This window comes from Pseudomonas sp. TE3899, from assembly GCF_056279105.1.
The window spans coordinates 3496973-3511834 of sequence record NZ_JBWBQR010000001.1 but is presented as its reverse complement, the minus strand read 5'-3'; the positions used below and the strand labels follow the sequence as shown (position 1 = coordinate 3511834).

The 14862-nt window shown below is 61.1% G+C and carries 12 protein-coding genes; 5 read left to right on the top strand and 7 right to left on the bottom strand.

Annotation, left to right across the window (positions count from 1 at the left end; genetic code table 11):
• Window positions 1–168: 168 nt before the first annotated feature.
• Window positions 169–2364 carry a hypothetical protein gene (locus tag ACZ89E_RS16100; RefSeq protein WP_149657279.1) on the bottom strand — a complete coding sequence of 732 codons (2196 nt, stop codon included), beginning with the start codon at window positions 2362–2364 and terminating at the stop codon, window positions 169–171.
• Between the two features lie 197 nt (window positions 2365–2561).
• On the opposite strand from ACZ89E_RS16100, the gene ACZ89E_RS16095 reads away from it, so the two are divergent.
• Window positions 2562–3458: an NAD(P)-dependent oxidoreductase gene (locus ACZ89E_RS16095; RefSeq protein ID WP_476256041.1), complete on the top strand. Its 897-nt coding sequence runs from the start codon at window positions 2562–2564 to the stop codon at window positions 3456–3458.
• On the opposite strand, the gene ACZ89E_RS16090 is transcribed toward ACZ89E_RS16095, so the two are convergent.
• Entirely contained in the window at window positions 3349–5631 is a 2283-nt protein-coding gene (locus ACZ89E_RS16090) for a putative bifunctional diguanylate cyclase/phosphodiesterase (RefSeq protein WP_476256040.1), read from the bottom strand. The two genes, ACZ89E_RS16095 and ACZ89E_RS16090, sit on opposite strands and share 110 nt — an antisense overlap.
• Before the next feature lie 148 nt (window positions 5632–5779).
• Entirely contained in the window at window positions 5780–6145 is a 366-nt protein-coding gene (locus tag ACZ89E_RS16085) for a YkgJ family cysteine cluster protein (RefSeq protein ID WP_149657276.1), read from the bottom strand.
• A 349-nt stretch (window positions 6146–6494) separates the two neighbouring features.
• Between ACZ89E_RS16085 and ACZ89E_RS16080 the strand changes: the two genes are divergently transcribed.
• Window positions 6495–7844 (top strand): spinster family MFS transporter, encoded by a 1350-nt coding sequence (locus ACZ89E_RS16080; protein WP_476256039.1) that lies wholly within the window; start codon window positions 6495–6497, stop codon window positions 7842–7844.
• Between the two features lie 193 nt (window positions 7845–8037).
• Here the strand turns inward: ACZ89E_RS16080 and rapA are convergent, their stop codons facing one another.
• Complete coding sequence (rapA, locus tag ACZ89E_RS16075; RefSeq protein WP_149657274.1) at window positions 8038–10884, bottom strand: RNA polymerase-associated protein RapA; 2847 nt, start codon at window positions 10882–10884, stop codon at window positions 8038–8040.
• A 240-nt stretch (window positions 10885–11124) separates the two neighbouring features.
• Here rapA and ACZ89E_RS16070 point away from each other — a divergent pair, with 240 nt between their 5' ends.
• Complete coding sequence (locus tag ACZ89E_RS16070; protein WP_149657273.1) at window positions 11125–11466, top strand: aspartate-semialdehyde dehydrogenase; 342 nt, start codon at window positions 11125–11127, stop codon at window positions 11464–11466.
• A 66-nt stretch (window positions 11467–11532) separates the two neighbouring features.
• Here ACZ89E_RS16070 and ACZ89E_RS16065 read toward each other — a convergent pair whose 3' ends face one another.
• The 3 genes from ACZ89E_RS16065 to ACZ89E_RS16055 all read right to left on the bottom strand — a co-directional run bounded on the left by ACZ89E_RS16065 (window position 11533) and on the right by ACZ89E_RS16055 (window position 14151).
• Window positions 11533–12723: an aminotransferase class V-fold PLP-dependent enzyme gene (locus ACZ89E_RS16065; protein ID WP_476256038.1), complete on the bottom strand. Its 1191-nt coding sequence runs from the start codon at window positions 12721–12723 to the stop codon at window positions 11533–11535.
• Window positions 12720–13190: a RidA family protein gene (locus tag ACZ89E_RS16060; RefSeq protein WP_149657271.1), complete on the bottom strand. Its 471-nt coding sequence runs from the start codon at window positions 13188–13190 to the stop codon at window positions 12720–12722. Before ACZ89E_RS16060 ends, ACZ89E_RS16065 begins: the two co-directional genes overlap by 4 nt.
• 88 nt (window positions 13191–13278) lie before the next feature.
• Window positions 13279–14151, bottom strand: a complete 873-nt coding sequence (locus ACZ89E_RS16055) for a LysR substrate-binding domain-containing protein (protein ID WP_149657270.1) — start codon at window positions 14149–14151, stop codon at window positions 13279–13281.
• Window positions 14152–14322: 171 nt separating this feature from the next.
• Between ACZ89E_RS16055 and ACZ89E_RS16050 the strand changes: the two genes are divergently transcribed.
• Window positions 14323–14484, top strand: coding sequence for a hypothetical protein (locus ACZ89E_RS16050; protein ID WP_008016476.1), 162 nt, complete (start codon window positions 14323–14325; stop codon window positions 14482–14484).
• A gap of 144 nt (window positions 14485–14628) precedes the next feature.
• The gene (gene ccoM, locus ACZ89E_RS16045; RefSeq protein ID WP_054046898.1) at window positions 14629–14742 is read left to right on the top strand and encodes a cytochrome c oxidase subunit CcoM; all 114 of its coding nucleotides are present in this window, start codon (window positions 14629–14631) and stop codon (window positions 14740–14742) included.
• The last annotated feature ends 120 nt before the right edge of the window (window positions 14743–14862 follow it).

Here is a 14862-nt window from a genome sequence, read left to right as displayed (position 1 = left end):
ACGCTTCGCGTCCCATCAGAAGCCGAACGCGGAGCGTCCGTGGATGCATTCCCACGCAGAGCGTGGGAACGATCTACTGTGTCGCGACCTACTGTGTCGCGACACGGTGCCAAATGAACCGCAGCCCAATGAGCTGCCGAAGGCTGCGATCTTTTCGGGCATTCCCCGTTAAGCGGTTTTACCGGTGTGGTTATTCAGGGAAATAACCTTGGTCTTGCCAATCCGGTGGCGATAAATCTCGCGCAGGTACTTGATCGCTTTCTTCACGCAATCACGGGACAAACGAATGTCGTTGATCGACACAAACTTGTCCTTGTCGCTGATCAGCTCGCGGTACTTCTTCTCGTACATCGGCTTGATCGCATACCAGTTGGTATCGAGGATCTTCGCCGGGTTTTCGAACTCGTTGAGCAGGTCGTCGATCAAGTCTTCGTCGAAGTCTTCATGAATGATGAAGTCGAGGATCGAGTTGTCCAGGGTCTCGTCGAAGCGGTATGGGTTCTTCGCGAAGCAGCGCTTGATGAAGGCCACGATCAGGGTCAGGAAGTCGTCCGACAGGCACGGGCTCTTGGCGATCAGGGTGGTCAGCGACAGGTTGGCCGAGGCGCCGATCACCAGCGCGTAACGCTTGAGCGTGGTGTTCGGGAACAGGCTGTTGAGGTGGGTCTTCAAGCGGTTGAGGTCCATGTAGGACAGCTTGTAGTCCTTGGGCAGCGACACGATCGACACCACCGACGAGCAGTTCTTGAAGAAGTGCAGGTCGTGCAACGCGGCCGCGTCGTAGCCGGAATTCTTGTACTGCTCCAGCGACGCGCGATAGCGCTTGGACTCGATCGGCAACAGGCTGATGCCTTCGATGGCCTGGGTGACTTTGTTGAAGTGCGGCAGGTCGATGGAGCGGAAGAACAGGTCGTCGATGTTCAGGCGCTGCGGCTCTTTGTCGAACACCTTGAATTTGTCGCTGCTCGGCGCCGGGGTTTCCGGGACCACGGACTCGGCGTAGGCAATCGCCACCGGGCCGGCCAGGCTCATGAACAGGTCGTTGGCGTCCAGGCGAATGGTTTCGCCGATGTCGATGCCGGCACGTCGGAAATAGTTCTGGTCGTAGTCAGTCGTGACCGCCTGCGCCGTCAGAATGTTGAAGATCTGCTGCGAGATGTATTGGTTGGCGTGCTTTTCCATCGCATTGACATCAATGTTCTGGATGTTGCCGTCATCGCTTTCTTCGGCGTAACGCATGATGTCGTTGGAGATCAGCATCATCGCGTTCCAGGGGCGGATCCGGCCCATGACGCTGGCTTCGCTGCTGTCTTCATTGTCGAAGTTGTACGAAAAGTCCCATTCCTCCGACAGGTATTTGCACAGCAGGCGCCCGGCGTTGATGTGCAGCGCCTCGGACATTTCGCTGCGGTGGTCGGAAATGTTCGGCAGCACGCAGATGCCGCTGGTGAAGATCGGCTCGAAAACGAAAGCGTGGCCGCTTTTGCTGTCGTGCTCGTCCATCGGCTTGGTGTCGAACGTCTTGTTCATGTACGAGTGTTGCTGGGCCAGGCCGAATTCCGAGGCCATGCCCGAACCGGTACCGCCGCCGGCGCTGAAGATCGAGAAGTACAGGCGCGACTGGTTGGCCTTGATCCCGCAGCTGTCGATCAGGTACGAGTGGATCATCTTCCAGTCAGGGCTGGAGAAACGCTGGGTGTCCTTGTTCAGGATGATCTTGGCCAGGTACTGGCCCAGGATCGGCGCGTTACCGGCGCCACCGGCGTGGACTTCGGACAAGTCCATGATTTTCATTTTGCTGTAGTCGCGCAGGAAGCCGCTTTTTTCGCCCTTGCGCGAGAAGCGGATGCGTCCGGCGATGTCCTTGTCCAGGTCGCCGAGCATCACCAGCGGCTCGACCAGGAACACCGGTTTGGTGGCCTTGTTCGGCCCCAGGCGCAGATTGTTCCGAATCCATTGGGCCGGGCTGTAGCCTTTTTCGGCGTAGCGTTTGTCCGGCGACAGGCGATCTTCGTTGTTGAATTCGTTGAGGTAGAACTTGCGCGCGTTGTACACCAGTTCGGCGACGTCCAGCGCGATGTTCGAACCGCAGCGGCCGAGGCCGATCAGGCACACCGACGGGAATTCCTGTTCGCTGTGCTGTTCGCTGTCGCCTTCCAGGTGCGGTGGGCGCGGGAATACCATGTCGCGCAGGCCATCGAGGTTATCGAGGATGCGGTCGGTATTGGTTTCGGTGAAGTACAGGTACTGCTGGGTCGCCAGCGGGCGCGACGGGATCAATGGCTTCGACGCTGAAGGGCTGTTGGCCGCAGGGCTCAACGTCAAGTCGGATACCGCAGTGGCCGGATTGTTTTTAGAGGTCATTGTGCGCCATGTACTTGGACTGGTTGGCTCGACGACAAGGCGTCATCGAACGTCACGGAATGGGATCTCGCGTCTTTTTTGCGCGCGTGTTTTGCCCGAGCGACAAGGGTGTTGGCGGTGCGCCGCTCGGGGGAGTCCTTTCCTGATTTATGATGGATCGGCCAGCATTCGGCGATCTTTAATCAAAAGGAGGCAAAATGATGCCATCGTTACCTGCACTCGGATTCGCCGGGATCGGCCTGATGGGCTTGCCGATGTGCCAGCGTCTGTTGGCCGCGGGCTACCCGCTGATCGTGTGGAATCGCAATCCGCACAAGTGCGCGCCGCTGGTGGAAGCCGGTGCGCGGCAAGTGGCGACGCCGGCTGAATTGTGCGAGCACGCAGACGTGGTGATGCTGTGCCTGGCGGACACCGCCGTGGTGCGCGAGGTGGTGTTCGGCGCTAACGGCGTTGCCGAAGGTGGGAAAAGTACTCAGCTGCTGGTGGATTTTTCCAGCCTGGAGCCCACCGCTACCCGGGAAATGGCGGCAGCACTCGCCAGCAAAACCGGCATGACTTGGCTGGATGCGCCGGTGTCGGGCGGGGTGGTCGGCGCGGAGGCGGGCAGCCTGGCGATCATGGTCGGTGGCGAAGCGGCGGACCTTGAACGCGTGCGGCCGGTGTTGCTGAGCCTGGGCCAACGCGTGACGCACATGGGCGCCGTCGGTGCCGGCCAGGTGACCAAGGCCTGCAATCAGATGATCGTCGCCTGCAATGCCCTGGTGATCGCCGAAGTGGTGGCGCTGGCCGAACGCTCCGGTGTCGATGCCAGCCTGATCGCCGAAGCGCTGGCCGGTGGTTTCGCCGACTCAAAACCCTTGCAGATCCTCGCCCCGCAAATGGCCGAAAGCCGTTTCGAGCCGGTGAAATGGCACGTGCGCACGCTGCTCAAGGATCTGGACACGGCGGTGAAGTTTTCTCGCGAACAAGGCTCGGCCACGCCGATCAGCGGATTGGCCGCACAATTGATGCGCCTGCATGGGGGCCAGGGCTTTTTGGAAAAGGATCCGTCAACGTTAGTGCAGTTATACCGCGCGCCAGGCTCAGTGGACTGACCGTGTGCGAGTGCTTGCGCTGGTTGATTTCGTCCAGCACCGGACGCAGTTCTTCCAGCGGCACCGGGCGGCTGAGCAGGTAACCCTGGACAAAATCGCAGCCCAGCCGTTCAAGAAACTCGTATTGCTCGACGGTTTCGACGCCTTCGGTGACCACCTGCAAATGCAGGGTGTGCGCCATGACGATGATTGCCTGGACGATCTCCATGTCCTGGGTCGCCTTGGGGATGTCCTGAATGAATGAGCGATCGATTTTCAGCGTGTTCAGCGGCAGGCGCTTGAGGTAGGCCAGGGATGAATAACCGGTGCCGAAGTCATCGATCGACAGCGACACCCCGAGGGCGCGAATCTGCCGCAGCAGCACGAGGGTGTTGGCGATATTGCCCATCAGTGCGTTTTCCGTGACCTCCAGCTCCAGGCGCTGGGGTTCGACGCCGGTCACGTGCAGGGCGTTTTCGATTTCGTCGGCCAGCTCCTCGCGCGCCAGGTTCAGGGGCGAGCAGTTCACGGCAATCTTCAGGGCTTCACAGCCATGGCGGGACAGCTCGCCCAAGTCTTCACAGGCTTTGCGAAGCACCCAGTTGTCCAGTTCAGCGATCAGCCCGTTGGCTTCGGCGATGGCGATGAAACGGTCGGGGGTGAGCAGGCCGTGAATCGGGTGTTGCCAGCGAATCAGGGCCTCGAGCTTGGTGACCTGGCCGGTTTTGAGCTCATAGATCGGTTGGTAATACAGCTTCAGCCCCGTGTCTTCGCGCAGGGCGTGACGCAGTTCTTCTTCCAGTTGCAGTTCCAGGGTGGCCCGGGTCCTGAGGTTCGAGCTGAAGAAGTTCAGGCTATTGCGGCCGCAGCCCTTGGACTGATACAGCGCCAGGTCGGCGTTTTTCAGCAGTTCCTCGCAGGTCTTGCCGTCTTCGGGGAACAGGCTGATGCCGATGCTGGTGGTCATGACCATGCGTCGGCCGGACAGTTCGGTGGGCTCCTTCATTTTCAGCATGATGCGCTGGGCCATGTGCCGGGCTTCCTCGCGGTCATGCAGGCCGATGAGAATGCAGAACTCATCGCCACCAAAGCGCGCCACGACGTCGTCGTGGCTGCGGACCGAACTCTTGATGTGCCCGGCCAGCACCTTGAGCAATTCGTCGCCGGCGTCATGGCCGAGGCTGTCATTGATGCGTTTGAAATGGTCGATGTCGAGGAACATCACCGCCAGCATGCCGCCCTCGTTGGTCTTCTCGATCAGTTTTTCGGCAAAGATCTGATTGAAGCCGCGACGGTTGATCAGGTTGGTCAGGGCATCGTAGTGCGCCACCTGTTGCAGCGACATGCGCGCCTGGTCCAGTTGAGTGAGCAGAGTGTTGACCCGGCGCAGGTCGTGTTCCTTGATTTGCAATTTCTTGTCGGCCAGTGCCGCGCTGATGCAACTGCCGATGATCAGCAGGGTCATGATCGCCACCGTCAGCCCCAGCTGCAGATGATTGTTTTCACCGGGCAACATCGGCAGGGTGCCAACGGGCACCACCAGTGTCAGCGCCGCCATGCCGGTGAAATGCATGCTGACGATGCCGGCGCCGAGCACCAGGCTGGCGGTGAATTTGCGCAGTTGATGATACAAACCGGTGCCATCGCGCAGGTGACTGGAAATCAACAGGGCGGCGAGACTGGCGCCTATCGCGATGAAGACGGACAGCGCGAACAGCCAGGGATCGTAAAAAGCCGTGGCGACCGAACGCATGGCGGCCATGCCCACATAGTGCATGGTCGCGATGCCCAGGCCGATCCACACGGCCGCGCGCAGGTATTGCCAGACATTCACGTGAGGGTGGCTGAGGGTGTGCATCGCCAGCCACGAAGCCGTCAGGGCAAAGATCAGCGAGAGCAGGGTGATGGGCAGTTGGTAGTGAATGTCCACCGGCGCCTGGAAGGCCAGCATGCTGATGAAGTGCATGGCCCAGATGCCGCCCGCCAGGCACAAGGCACCGACCCAACGCCAGAGCCGTTGGGTGCCGGATTTTTCCACATGACCGACCCGTTCGGTCATGTCCAGCGTGGCGAAGCCGGCCACACAGGCGACCACATACGCCAGCGCGACCAGAAAAGGGTTGTGTGTACAGTTGAGGATGACCTGCCCGCCTTCTGGCAGCTCGGTAAGGAACTGCAAACCAAGCCACTCCATAGCACGTCCCGTCTCAAGTCATTGTGGCCGGCAGCCTGAATGCCGGCGAATGCTTTGGAGTATAGAGGCCATGTACAGAGCGCAAGACGTAGTGGCAAGTTGACGCTAATGATTTCGATATTGGCGTTATAACGATTGGCGATAAATTTCAGGCGCTCTGCTCATAAGGTATTTCAACGTCGGGTTGCAGGGCTGGCAGGCCGAACGCCGCCCGTGCCGCATCGCAATCCACGTTGGCTTCGCCATTGGCCCAGGAGGCGTCGAACTCCCGGCACGTGCTCGAACGCTGATCGTAAATCGAGCACTGCACGGTGCTGCCCACCTCGCCGACCAGGGCGGTGCAGCGGGTGGGTTTGCAGTCTGTCCCGAGCATCGCGACTCGACTGGGGCTGATCGGCGCGACCAGTTCGTCGGGCACCGTCCCACCGGCCGAGGTGCATTCACCCCAGAAAAAAGACACGCGAAAATGAGAACAGCAGGCACCGCAATTCAGACACGGACTGGCTTCGGACATGGGCGATAGTCAAAGAGGGATGGGGGCAACGGTGGGGGAGAACAGGTCGCTATTCTAGGCTTCGGCCCGGACTTGGGAAGGGGGGTGTGCAGGTATATTTTTCAGCGGATTGGCTTGAAATTCCCCGGCACCTGTAGGAGCGATGTTTGCTCGCGAAAGCGGCCTGTCTGCCAACGAACATGTTGACTGAACGACTGCTTTCGCGAGCAAGCTTCGCTCCTACAGGGGGCGTGTGTGGCATTGGCTGATATCAGGCTGGCGAATGATCACAGACAGGCCGCGCGCGCCTGACTAGATTGCAGTTTCCGGGGGCAGCGACGCCTTCATAACAATAAAAGAGACGGACCCCATGCAGAACTCGACCCAAGCGGCGAATGCCTGGCGCATTCTGTTCCTGCTGTTCCTGGCCAACCTGTTCAACTTCTTCGACCGCACCATCCCCGCCATCATCATCGAGCCCATTCGCATGGAATGGCACCTCAGCGACTTTCAACTGGGGATCATCGGCACGGCCTTCACCATTGTTTACGCCATTGCCGGCCTGCCGCTGGGGCGGATGGCCGATACCGGTTCCCGGGCCAAATTGATGGGCTGGGGGCTGGCGGTATGGAGCGGGCTGACCGCCGTCAACGGGCTGGTGGGCAATTTCTGGACGTTCCTGCTGGTGCGCATGGGCATCGGCATCGGCGAAGCCAGTTACGCACCGGCCGCCAATTCGCTGATTGGTGACCTGTTCCCGGCGCACCGCCGCGCGCGGGCCATGGGGATTTTCATGCTCGGGCTGCCGCTGGGCTTGCTGCTGGCGTTCTTCACCATCGGCTGGATGGTCAAAACCTTCGACAGTTGGCGCGCCCCGTTCTTTATCGCGGCGGTGCCGGGGCTGGTCCTGGCGATCTTCATGTTCTTCATCAAGGAGCCGAAACGCGGCGCGGCGGAAAGCGTGCAAGTGTCCCAGGAGCGCGTGGACCGGCCGATCCGCCGCGTGCTGGCGGTGCCGACGTTCCTGTGGCTGGTGCTGGCCGGGCTGTGTTTCAACTTTGCGACCTATGCCTGCAACTCGTTCCTGGTGCCGATGTTGCAGCGCTATTTCCTGATGCCGTTGCATGAAGCCGCCGTCGCAACCGGGGTCATCGTCGGCGTGACCGGATTGTTCGGCCTGACGTTGGGCGGCTTGATTGCCGACAAGATCCACCAACGCGTCGCCAACGGTCGACTATTGTTTGCCGCGTTCAGTTTGATCGTCTCCACGGTGTGCACCGCTTGGGCGCTGCATGCCGGGCGCATCGAGATTGGCGTGTTTGTCGCGGTGTTCAGCCTGGGTTGGCTGTTCGCCTACAACTTCTACACCTGCGTTTACACGGCGATCCAGGACGTGGTCGAACCGCGTCTGCGGGCCACGGCGATGGCGTTGTTCTTTGCCGGGCTGTATTTGCTGGGCGGGGGCTTGGGGCCGGTGGTGGTCGGTGGTTTGTCCGATCACTTCGCCAACACGGCGATGCTGGCGGCAGGCGCAGTGGAGATGACCGAGGCGTTCAAGGCAGTCGGGCTGCACGACGCGATGTACCTGATCCCGGTAGCGCTGTTTCTCACCATGGTGTTTCTATTTATGGCATCGCGGTGTTTTGTGCGCGATGCGAAGCGGATGAAGGAGGGGTTGGTGACGGTGGTCGAGCCGCAAATCCCTGCCGTCACCGCGTAACCGGAGCGAACACAACACCTGTGGCGAGGGAGCTTGCTCCCGCTGGGGCGCGAAGCGGCCCTGAAATCTCACAGCGACGACTGCTTCGCAGCCGAGCGGGAGCAAGCTCCCTCGCCACAATGGTGTGTGCTGACGCACAAAAAAGGCCCGCATCACGGCGGGCCTTTTTTGTTTCAGCGGTGGAGCAGGGGACTTAACCCGCTACCAACACCCGAATCGCTTCCAGTCGCAACGCAGCCTTGTCGAGCATGGCCAAACCTTGCTCGCGCTGTTTGCGCAGGGCCACCAGTTCGCTGTCGCGCACGGTCGGGTTGACCGCTTGCAACGCGGTCAGGCGCGCCAGTTCTTCGTCGGTGTCGGCGGCCAGGCGACGCTGCGCCTCAGCCACACGCTCGGCGTGACGCGGGGTGATTTTTTCTTCGCCGGCGTTGATCCGTGGCGTCAGCTGATCGCGCTGGGCCTGGATGAACTTGTTGGCGCTGGCGCGGGGCACGCTTTCCAGTTGGTCGTTCAGGGTTTCGAACGACACCCGGCCGGACAGGTCGTTGCCATTGGCATCCAGCAGGCAGCGCAGGGCGGCCGGCGGCAGATAGCGACCCAGTTGCAGCGAGCGCGGGGCAACCACTTCGCTGACGTAGAGCAGTTCCAGCAACACGGTGCCGGGTTTCAGCGCCTTGTTCTTGATCAGCGCCACGGCGGTGTTCCCCATCGAGCCGGACAACACCAGGTCCATGCCGCCCTGCACCATCGGGTGTTCCCAGGTGATGAACTGCATGTCTTCGCGAGACAGCGCCTGGTTACGGTCGTAAGTGATGGTCACGCCTTCGTCGTCGCCCAGCGGGAAGCTGGCGTCGAGCATTTTTTCGCTCGGTTTGAGGATCAGCGCGTTTTCCGAATGGTCTTCGCTGTCGATACCGAAGGCATCGAACAGGGTTTCCATGTAGATCGGCAGGGCGAACTGATCGTCTTGCTCAAGAATGTCCTCAACCAACTGATCGCCTTCACCCGAACCGCCGGAGTTGAGTTCCAGCAAGCGGTCGCGACCGGTGTGCAGTTCGGCTTCCAGACGCTCACGCTCGCCGCGAGCCTCGTCGATCAGCGCTTGCCACTCGCCGTCGTCGGCGTTTTCCAGCAGCGGCAGCAGGCGCGAACCGAACTGATGCTGCAAGGCGTTGCCGGTCGGGCAGGTGTTGAGGAAGGCGTTCAGCGCTTCGTGGTACCACTGGAACAGGCGCTCTTGCGGGCTGGTTTCCAGGTACGGCACGTGCAGCTCGATGATGTGCTTCTGGCCGATCCGGTCCAGACGACCGATCCGCTGCTCCAGCAGGTCCGGGTGCGACGGCAGATCGAACAGCACCAGGTGGTGCGAGAACTGGAAGTTGCGACCTTCACTGCCTATTTCCGAACAGATCAGCACTTGCGCGCCAAATTCTTCGTCGGCGAAGTAGGCGGCGGCGCGGTCACGTTCGAGGATGTTCATGCCCTCGTGGAACACCGTGGCCGGGATGCCGGAACGCACGCGCAGGGCGTCTTCCAGGTCCATGGCGGTTTCGGCGTGGGCGCAGATCACCAGCACTTTGGTGCGCTTGAGCATCTTCAGGGTGTCGATCAGCCACTCGACGCGGGGGTCGAATTTCCACCAGCGTTCTTCTTCGTTGGCGTCCGGCTGGGCCTGGAAGCTGACTTCCGGGTACAGCTCGGCGTGATCGCCCAACGGCAGTTCGAGGTACTCGTCCGGGCACGGCAACGGGTACGGATGCAGTTTGCGCTCCGGGAACCCTTGGACGGCGGCGCGGGTGTTGCGGAACAGCACGCGGCCGGTGCCGTGGCGGTCGAGCAGCTCGCGCACCAGGCGGGCGCTGGCTTCTACGTCGCCATCGTTGACGGCGGTGAGCAGGGCTTCGCCTTCGTTGCCGAGGAAACCGTGGATGGTCTTGTGCGCTTCAGGCGACAGGCGCCCTTTATCCAGCAACTCCTGAACGGCTTCGGCCACCGGGCGATAGTTTTCGCTCTCGGCGCGGAAGGCGTGCAGGTCATGAAAACGGTTCGGATCGAGCAGGCGCAGACGTGCGAAGTGGCTGTCCTGGCCCAGTTGTTCCGGGGTCGCGGTGAGCAGCAACACGCCGGGAATGACTTCGGCCAGTTGCTCGACCAGCGAGTATTCCGCGCTGGCCTTTTCTTCGTGCCACACCAGGTGGTGAGCTTCGTCGACCACCATCAAGTCCCAACCGGCGGCGAACAGCGCGTCCTGGGCCTTCTCGTCGTCCACCAGCCACTCCAGCGCCACGAGGGCGAGCTGGGTGTCTTCGAACGGGTTGGCGGCATCGCTTTCGATGAAGCGTTCTTCGTCGAACAGCGCGACTTGCAGGTTGAAGCGGCGGCGCATTTCTACCAGCCACTGGTGTTGCAGGTTTTCCGGCACCAGGATCAGCACGCGGTTGGCGCGACCCGACAGCAGTTGGCGATGGATCACCAGACCGGCTTCGATGGTCTTGCCCAGGCCCACTTCGTCCGCCAGCAGGACGCGCGGGGCGATCCGGTCGGCGACTTCACGGGCGATGTGCAATTGGTGCGCGATCGGCTGCGCACGCACGCCGCCCAGGCCCCAAAGGGACGACTGCAACTGACGGCTGGTGTGTTCCAGGGTGTGGTAACGCAGGGAGAACCAGGCCAGCGGGTCGATCTGCCCGGCGAACAGACGGTCGCTGGCCAGACGGAACTGAATGAAGTTCGACAGTTGGGTTTCCGGCAGGGTCACCACTTCGTTCTGCGCGTTGAGGCCGTGGTAGACCAGCAGGCCATCGACATCGTCGACTTCCTGTACGGTCAGTTTCCAGCCTTCGAAGTGAGTGATCGAGTCACCCGGGGAAAACCGCACACGTGTGAGGGGCGCATTCCGTAGCGCGTACTGACGAGTGTCGCCAGTGGCCGGATAGAGCACGGTCAACAAGCGGCCGTCCTGTGCCAGAACGGTGCCCAAACCCAGCTCGGCTTCGCTGTCACTAATCCAGCGTTGCCCCGGTTGATACTGCTGCGCCATGCTGCCTGACTCCCACCTTGAAAAAGCGGGCTATCTTAACGGAATGAGCCTTCAGGGCCAAAGGATAACTCGCGTCGGCGCCGGTGAAGGCCCTGAATTTTCGATGTTCGGGAACACCTGGGTTCTGTGTGGTCGGATAAAACATCATTGCGTGTGCGTGCGCTGGTTCACAACTTTGCGACCGATGGCTCAAGTCGCCCCCCGCGCAGCCGACAGCCTGAAGACAGGAGACTAATAATTATGCTGCAACCGATGCTGCCCTTGAGTGCCGTGCCGATCACCTCACAGCACGATCCGATCCGCCAGCGCCCGGACATTGCGCCGGTCGTGCCCGTGCAGGAAAGCTCCAGCGAAACCACGATCGACCTGAAAAGACGCGACCCGGAAGAGGCCGCCCTGCAACTGCGCGAAGAACAGCGCCGTCGGCAGGAGCAGGATCGCCGTCGCCAGGAAGCTGACTCAGATCCCGAAGTGCACCTGGCGATCCCCGGCGACGAGCTCAACGCCGACAACACCGTGCCGGTCGCACCGCTGATCGAAGACGAGCCGCGCCAGGGCCTGTGGGTTGATATCCAGATCTAGCCTGGCGCAACGCGCCTGCTAAAAACTCGCAATCCCCCAAGGCGCTGCCGAAGGCTGCGATCTTTTTCAGCCGTCGCGTTCTTCGGCCAATTCCCGCAAACACCCCTGCAACCGTTCAATCTCCTCCTCGGTGTTCAAGTAACTCACGGCAATCCGCGCAATGCTCTCCAGGCCTCGGGCCTGCATGTCCAGCGGCGTATAAGCCACGCCATTGGCGCCTATGTTGATCCCGTGCCGTGCCAGCCTTAGCTTCAATTCGACACTGTCCCAACCTTCCAGCGTAAACGCGATCAGTCCGGATTGATGGTCGGTGGGGCCGAGGTTGTGCAGTGTCAGGCCGGGGATCGTTGTGAGGTTTTTGCGCAAACCCCGGCTGAGCGAATCGATCCGCCGACGAATGTTGGCCGGGCCCAGGCCATTGCATTCCTCCAGCGCATTGGCCAGCCCGGCCAGCAACGCCACCGACACTTCGCTGGTTTCGAAGCGCCGGGCGTCGTTGCGCAGCGTAAAGCCCTGGCCATCCCACGGCGCCGACAGCACATCCAGTTGCGTGGGTTTGAGCCGTTCCATGAATCCCGGCCGGATATACAGCAGCGCTGTACCGCGCGGCCCGCGCAGGAATTTGCGCCCGGCGCCCTTGAGCACATCGCAATTCAACGCCTGTACATCGCAGGGCAGTTGCCCCAGCGCCTGACCGGCGTCGATGAAATAGGGGATGCCATGTTGGCGCGCCACCGCGCCGATCGCCTCGGCGGGGTTGATCAGGCCACTGTTGGCGGGCAACCAGGTCAGGGCGATCAGCTTCACCTTGTGGTCGATCATTTGCTCAAGGGCGGTCACGCAGACCGCGCCGGTCTCGTCACAAGGGATCACCTCCAATCGCGCCCCGGCTTTTACGGCCTGGGCGATGCAGGCCAGATTGCCGCCCCATTCGTGACGACCGACCAGAATCCGTTCGCCGGGTTGCCACGGCCCCAGCGCATTGAACGCCATGCCCCAGGCCGCCGAGCCGCTGCTGGCGAAGGCGATGGCTTCGGGCACGCTGTTGAGCAGGGTGGCCGCCGCTGCCCGGGCGCGAGCCTGAATGCCTTGATCGGCGGCCTCCATCGGACCGCCGAGGGCTTCGCGTTGCAGTTGCCCGAGGATGGCGTCGAGGGTGGCCTGGCTCGGCAGCGAAGCGCCGCCGTGGTTGAAGTGAATCACGCTGGCGCAACCGGGTGTGGCCGCCCGCAAACGCGCCACTTCAGCGGGTGTCATGGCTTAAGCTCGAAAATCGCATCGATTTCCACCGCCACGCCGCCGGGCAGGCTGGAAACGCCGACCGCCGTGCGCACGTGTCTGCCTTTCTCGCCGAGGGCGTTGACCAGCAGGTTGGAGGCGCCGTTGGCCACCAAGCCCTGGCTCTTGAAATCACCGGCGCTGGCGATGAATACGCCGAGGCGGATGAGGCGCACCAGTTTATTCAAGTCATCACCAAGGGCGTTGCTCAGCTGGGCAAGCAAGCCCAGTGCGGCCAGTTCGGCGGCGTTAGCGCCTTCTTCCTCGGAGATCGCCTCCCCCAGTCGACCGATAAAGGTTGGTTTGCCATCGAGCAATGGAATCTGCCCGGAAATGAACAGCTGATTCTGGCTGACCACGTGATTGACGTAGTTGGCGATTGGTTGGCTCGGGGTCGGCAACGTCAAGCCGAGTTGCTGGACCCGTTGGGCGAGTGAATCAGTCATGGTGAATCCTCCTGAATGAAGGGTTCAGCATGTTGGCCTCGCGCGGGCGCGACAAACGGATAGATTTAATCCGACGTATTCAAATAACTCATGTGTCTGAGGTTTCATCCAGCCATTGTGCGAAGCATTCGGCGGCAGGGCTGGGCGGGCGCTCGGGGGTGACCAGCCAATAGCCGATCTCGTTGGTGAACGGCGGGGTATCAAAGGCTTCGACCAGCACGCCTTCCTTCAGCCGACGTTCGATCAAGTGCCGGCGGCCCATGGCGATGCCCTGGCCGGCCACGGCGGCTTCAACGACGATGTTGTAGTCGTGGAGCATCACGCTGGGGTAGTGGGTGATGTCGATGCCGTTGTGGGCGCTCCAGTCGATCCACTCGAATGGCTGGTAGGACTTGGCCATCAGCAGCGGGCCTTGGCCGACGCCCTGGGCCTTGAATGCCGGGCTGCACACCGGGGTGATTGTTTCCCCCATGAAACGTCGGGCTTGAACCTTGGGCCAGCCACCCTTGCCGTAACGGATCGCCAGGTCCACTTCGCCGCCATTGACGTCGGCCAGTTGCACCGACGGCAGCAGTTCCACATGAATGTGCGGGTAACGCGTATTGAAACTGGCCAGGCGCGGTGCCAGCCACAGGGTGGCGAACGAAGCGAGCAGGCCGATGCGCAGGGTGGTTTCCTGTTGTTCGTCACCGCGCAGTTCGCGGGTGGCCGAGGCAATGGATTCCAGGGCAGGCTGAATCTGGCGGTAGTAGGTTTCGCCGGCTGGCGTCAGATCAATCGCACGGGTGCGTCGGATAAACAGCCGCTGGTTGAGGAACTGCTCAAGTTTCTGCACCTGATGGCTGATCGCACTTTGGGTCACCGACAGCTCATCGGCCGCCTTGTTAAAACTCAAATGCCGCGCCACGGCCTCGAAGGCGCGCAGAGCCATCAAGGGCGGCAGATCCTGGTGCAATTCCACGGTTGGGTCCTTTGGGTTCATCGCAACGGGCCGATTGTGCGGTGAAAATCCGCGCGAGCACATATTTTGTTAAGGCCATGTTCAGCGGGGTGACTGGTCAGCGCGGGCGACACACCGCATTATTGACGCAATCCCGACTGAACGTCCTTTTCCAGCGATGCACTGAACGCCATGAGCCAAGACGACAAACTGATCGACCTTAATGCCGAACGCGCCAAGCGGGTTCATGACCTCAACGACAAGCGCCTGAACGAAGTGCGCCAGGCTTTCGAGCAGGCCATGCCGTTGGGTAAAGCGAAGAAAAAGCCGAAAAACAAACCGAAAAAGCGTTGATACCCCCTGCATCGATTGATGCAGGTCAGTTATTTCCCCTCCTTTACGCCCCGTCGCGGGCGACATTGATCCCGGTCAATTTTCTCTCCTGCCCGATTGGTTAACTTAGCTCCATCGCAACAGGGCAAGTGCAGGAGGCCAGTCATGTTTTTCGACAACGTGGTGATCGCCGGAGTGCTGACAGTCGGCCTCATGGTTCTGTTTTTTGCAGGGTTTGGATATTTCATCTGGAAGGATTCGCATAAGCGCAAACCGTAGTTCTTTCCAGAGCAATGAGCACGCAAGGCATTTTGGGCAACTTCGGTTGCCCTTTTTTTCGTCCACGAAAATCTATCGGTACATGATCGTTCCCACGCTCTGCGTGGGAATGAATCCCGT

What these genes read in the sequence shown, in the direction of transcription:
- ACZ89E_RS16100 (WP_149657279.1), bottom strand. Translation starts at nt 2,364, where the DNA reads ATGACCTCTAAAAACAATCCGGCCACTGCGGTATCCGACTTGACGTTG.
- ACZ89E_RS16095 (WP_476256041.1), top strand. Translation starts at nt 2,562, where the DNA reads ATGATGCCATCGTTACCTGCACTCGGATTCGCCGGGATCGGCCTGATG.
- ACZ89E_RS16090 (WP_476256040.1), bottom strand. Translation starts at nt 5,631, where the DNA reads ATGGAGTGGCTTGGTTTGCAGTTCCTTACCGAGCTGCCAGAAGGCGGG.
- ACZ89E_RS16085 (WP_149657276.1), bottom strand. Translation starts at nt 6,145, where the DNA reads ATGTCCGAAGCCAGTCCGTGTCTGAATTGCGGTGCCTGCTGTTCTCAT.
- ACZ89E_RS16080 (WP_476256039.1), top strand. Translation starts at nt 6,495, where the DNA reads ATGCAGAACTCGACCCAAGCGGCGAATGCCTGGCGCATTCTGTTCCTG.
- rapA (WP_149657274.1), bottom strand. Translation starts at nt 10,884, where the DNA reads ATGGCGCAGCAGTATCAACCGGGGCAACGCTGGATTAGTGACAGCGAA.
- ACZ89E_RS16070 (WP_149657273.1), top strand. Translation starts at nt 11,125, where the DNA reads ATGCTGCAACCGATGCTGCCCTTGAGTGCCGTGCCGATCACCTCACAG.
- ACZ89E_RS16065 (WP_476256038.1), bottom strand. Translation starts at nt 12,723, where the DNA reads ATGACACCCGCTGAAGTGGCGCGTTTGCGGGCGGCCACACCCGGTTGC.
- ACZ89E_RS16060 (WP_149657271.1), bottom strand. Translation starts at nt 13,190, where the DNA reads ATGACTGATTCACTCGCCCAACGGGTCCAGCAACTCGGCTTGACGTTG.
- ACZ89E_RS16050 (WP_008016476.1), top strand. Translation starts at nt 14,323, where the DNA reads ATGAGCCAAGACGACAAACTGATCGACCTTAATGCCGAACGCGCCAAG.
- ccoM (WP_054046898.1), top strand. Translation starts at nt 14,629, where the DNA reads ATGTTTTTCGACAACGTGGTGATCGCCGGAGTGCTGACAGTCGGCCTC.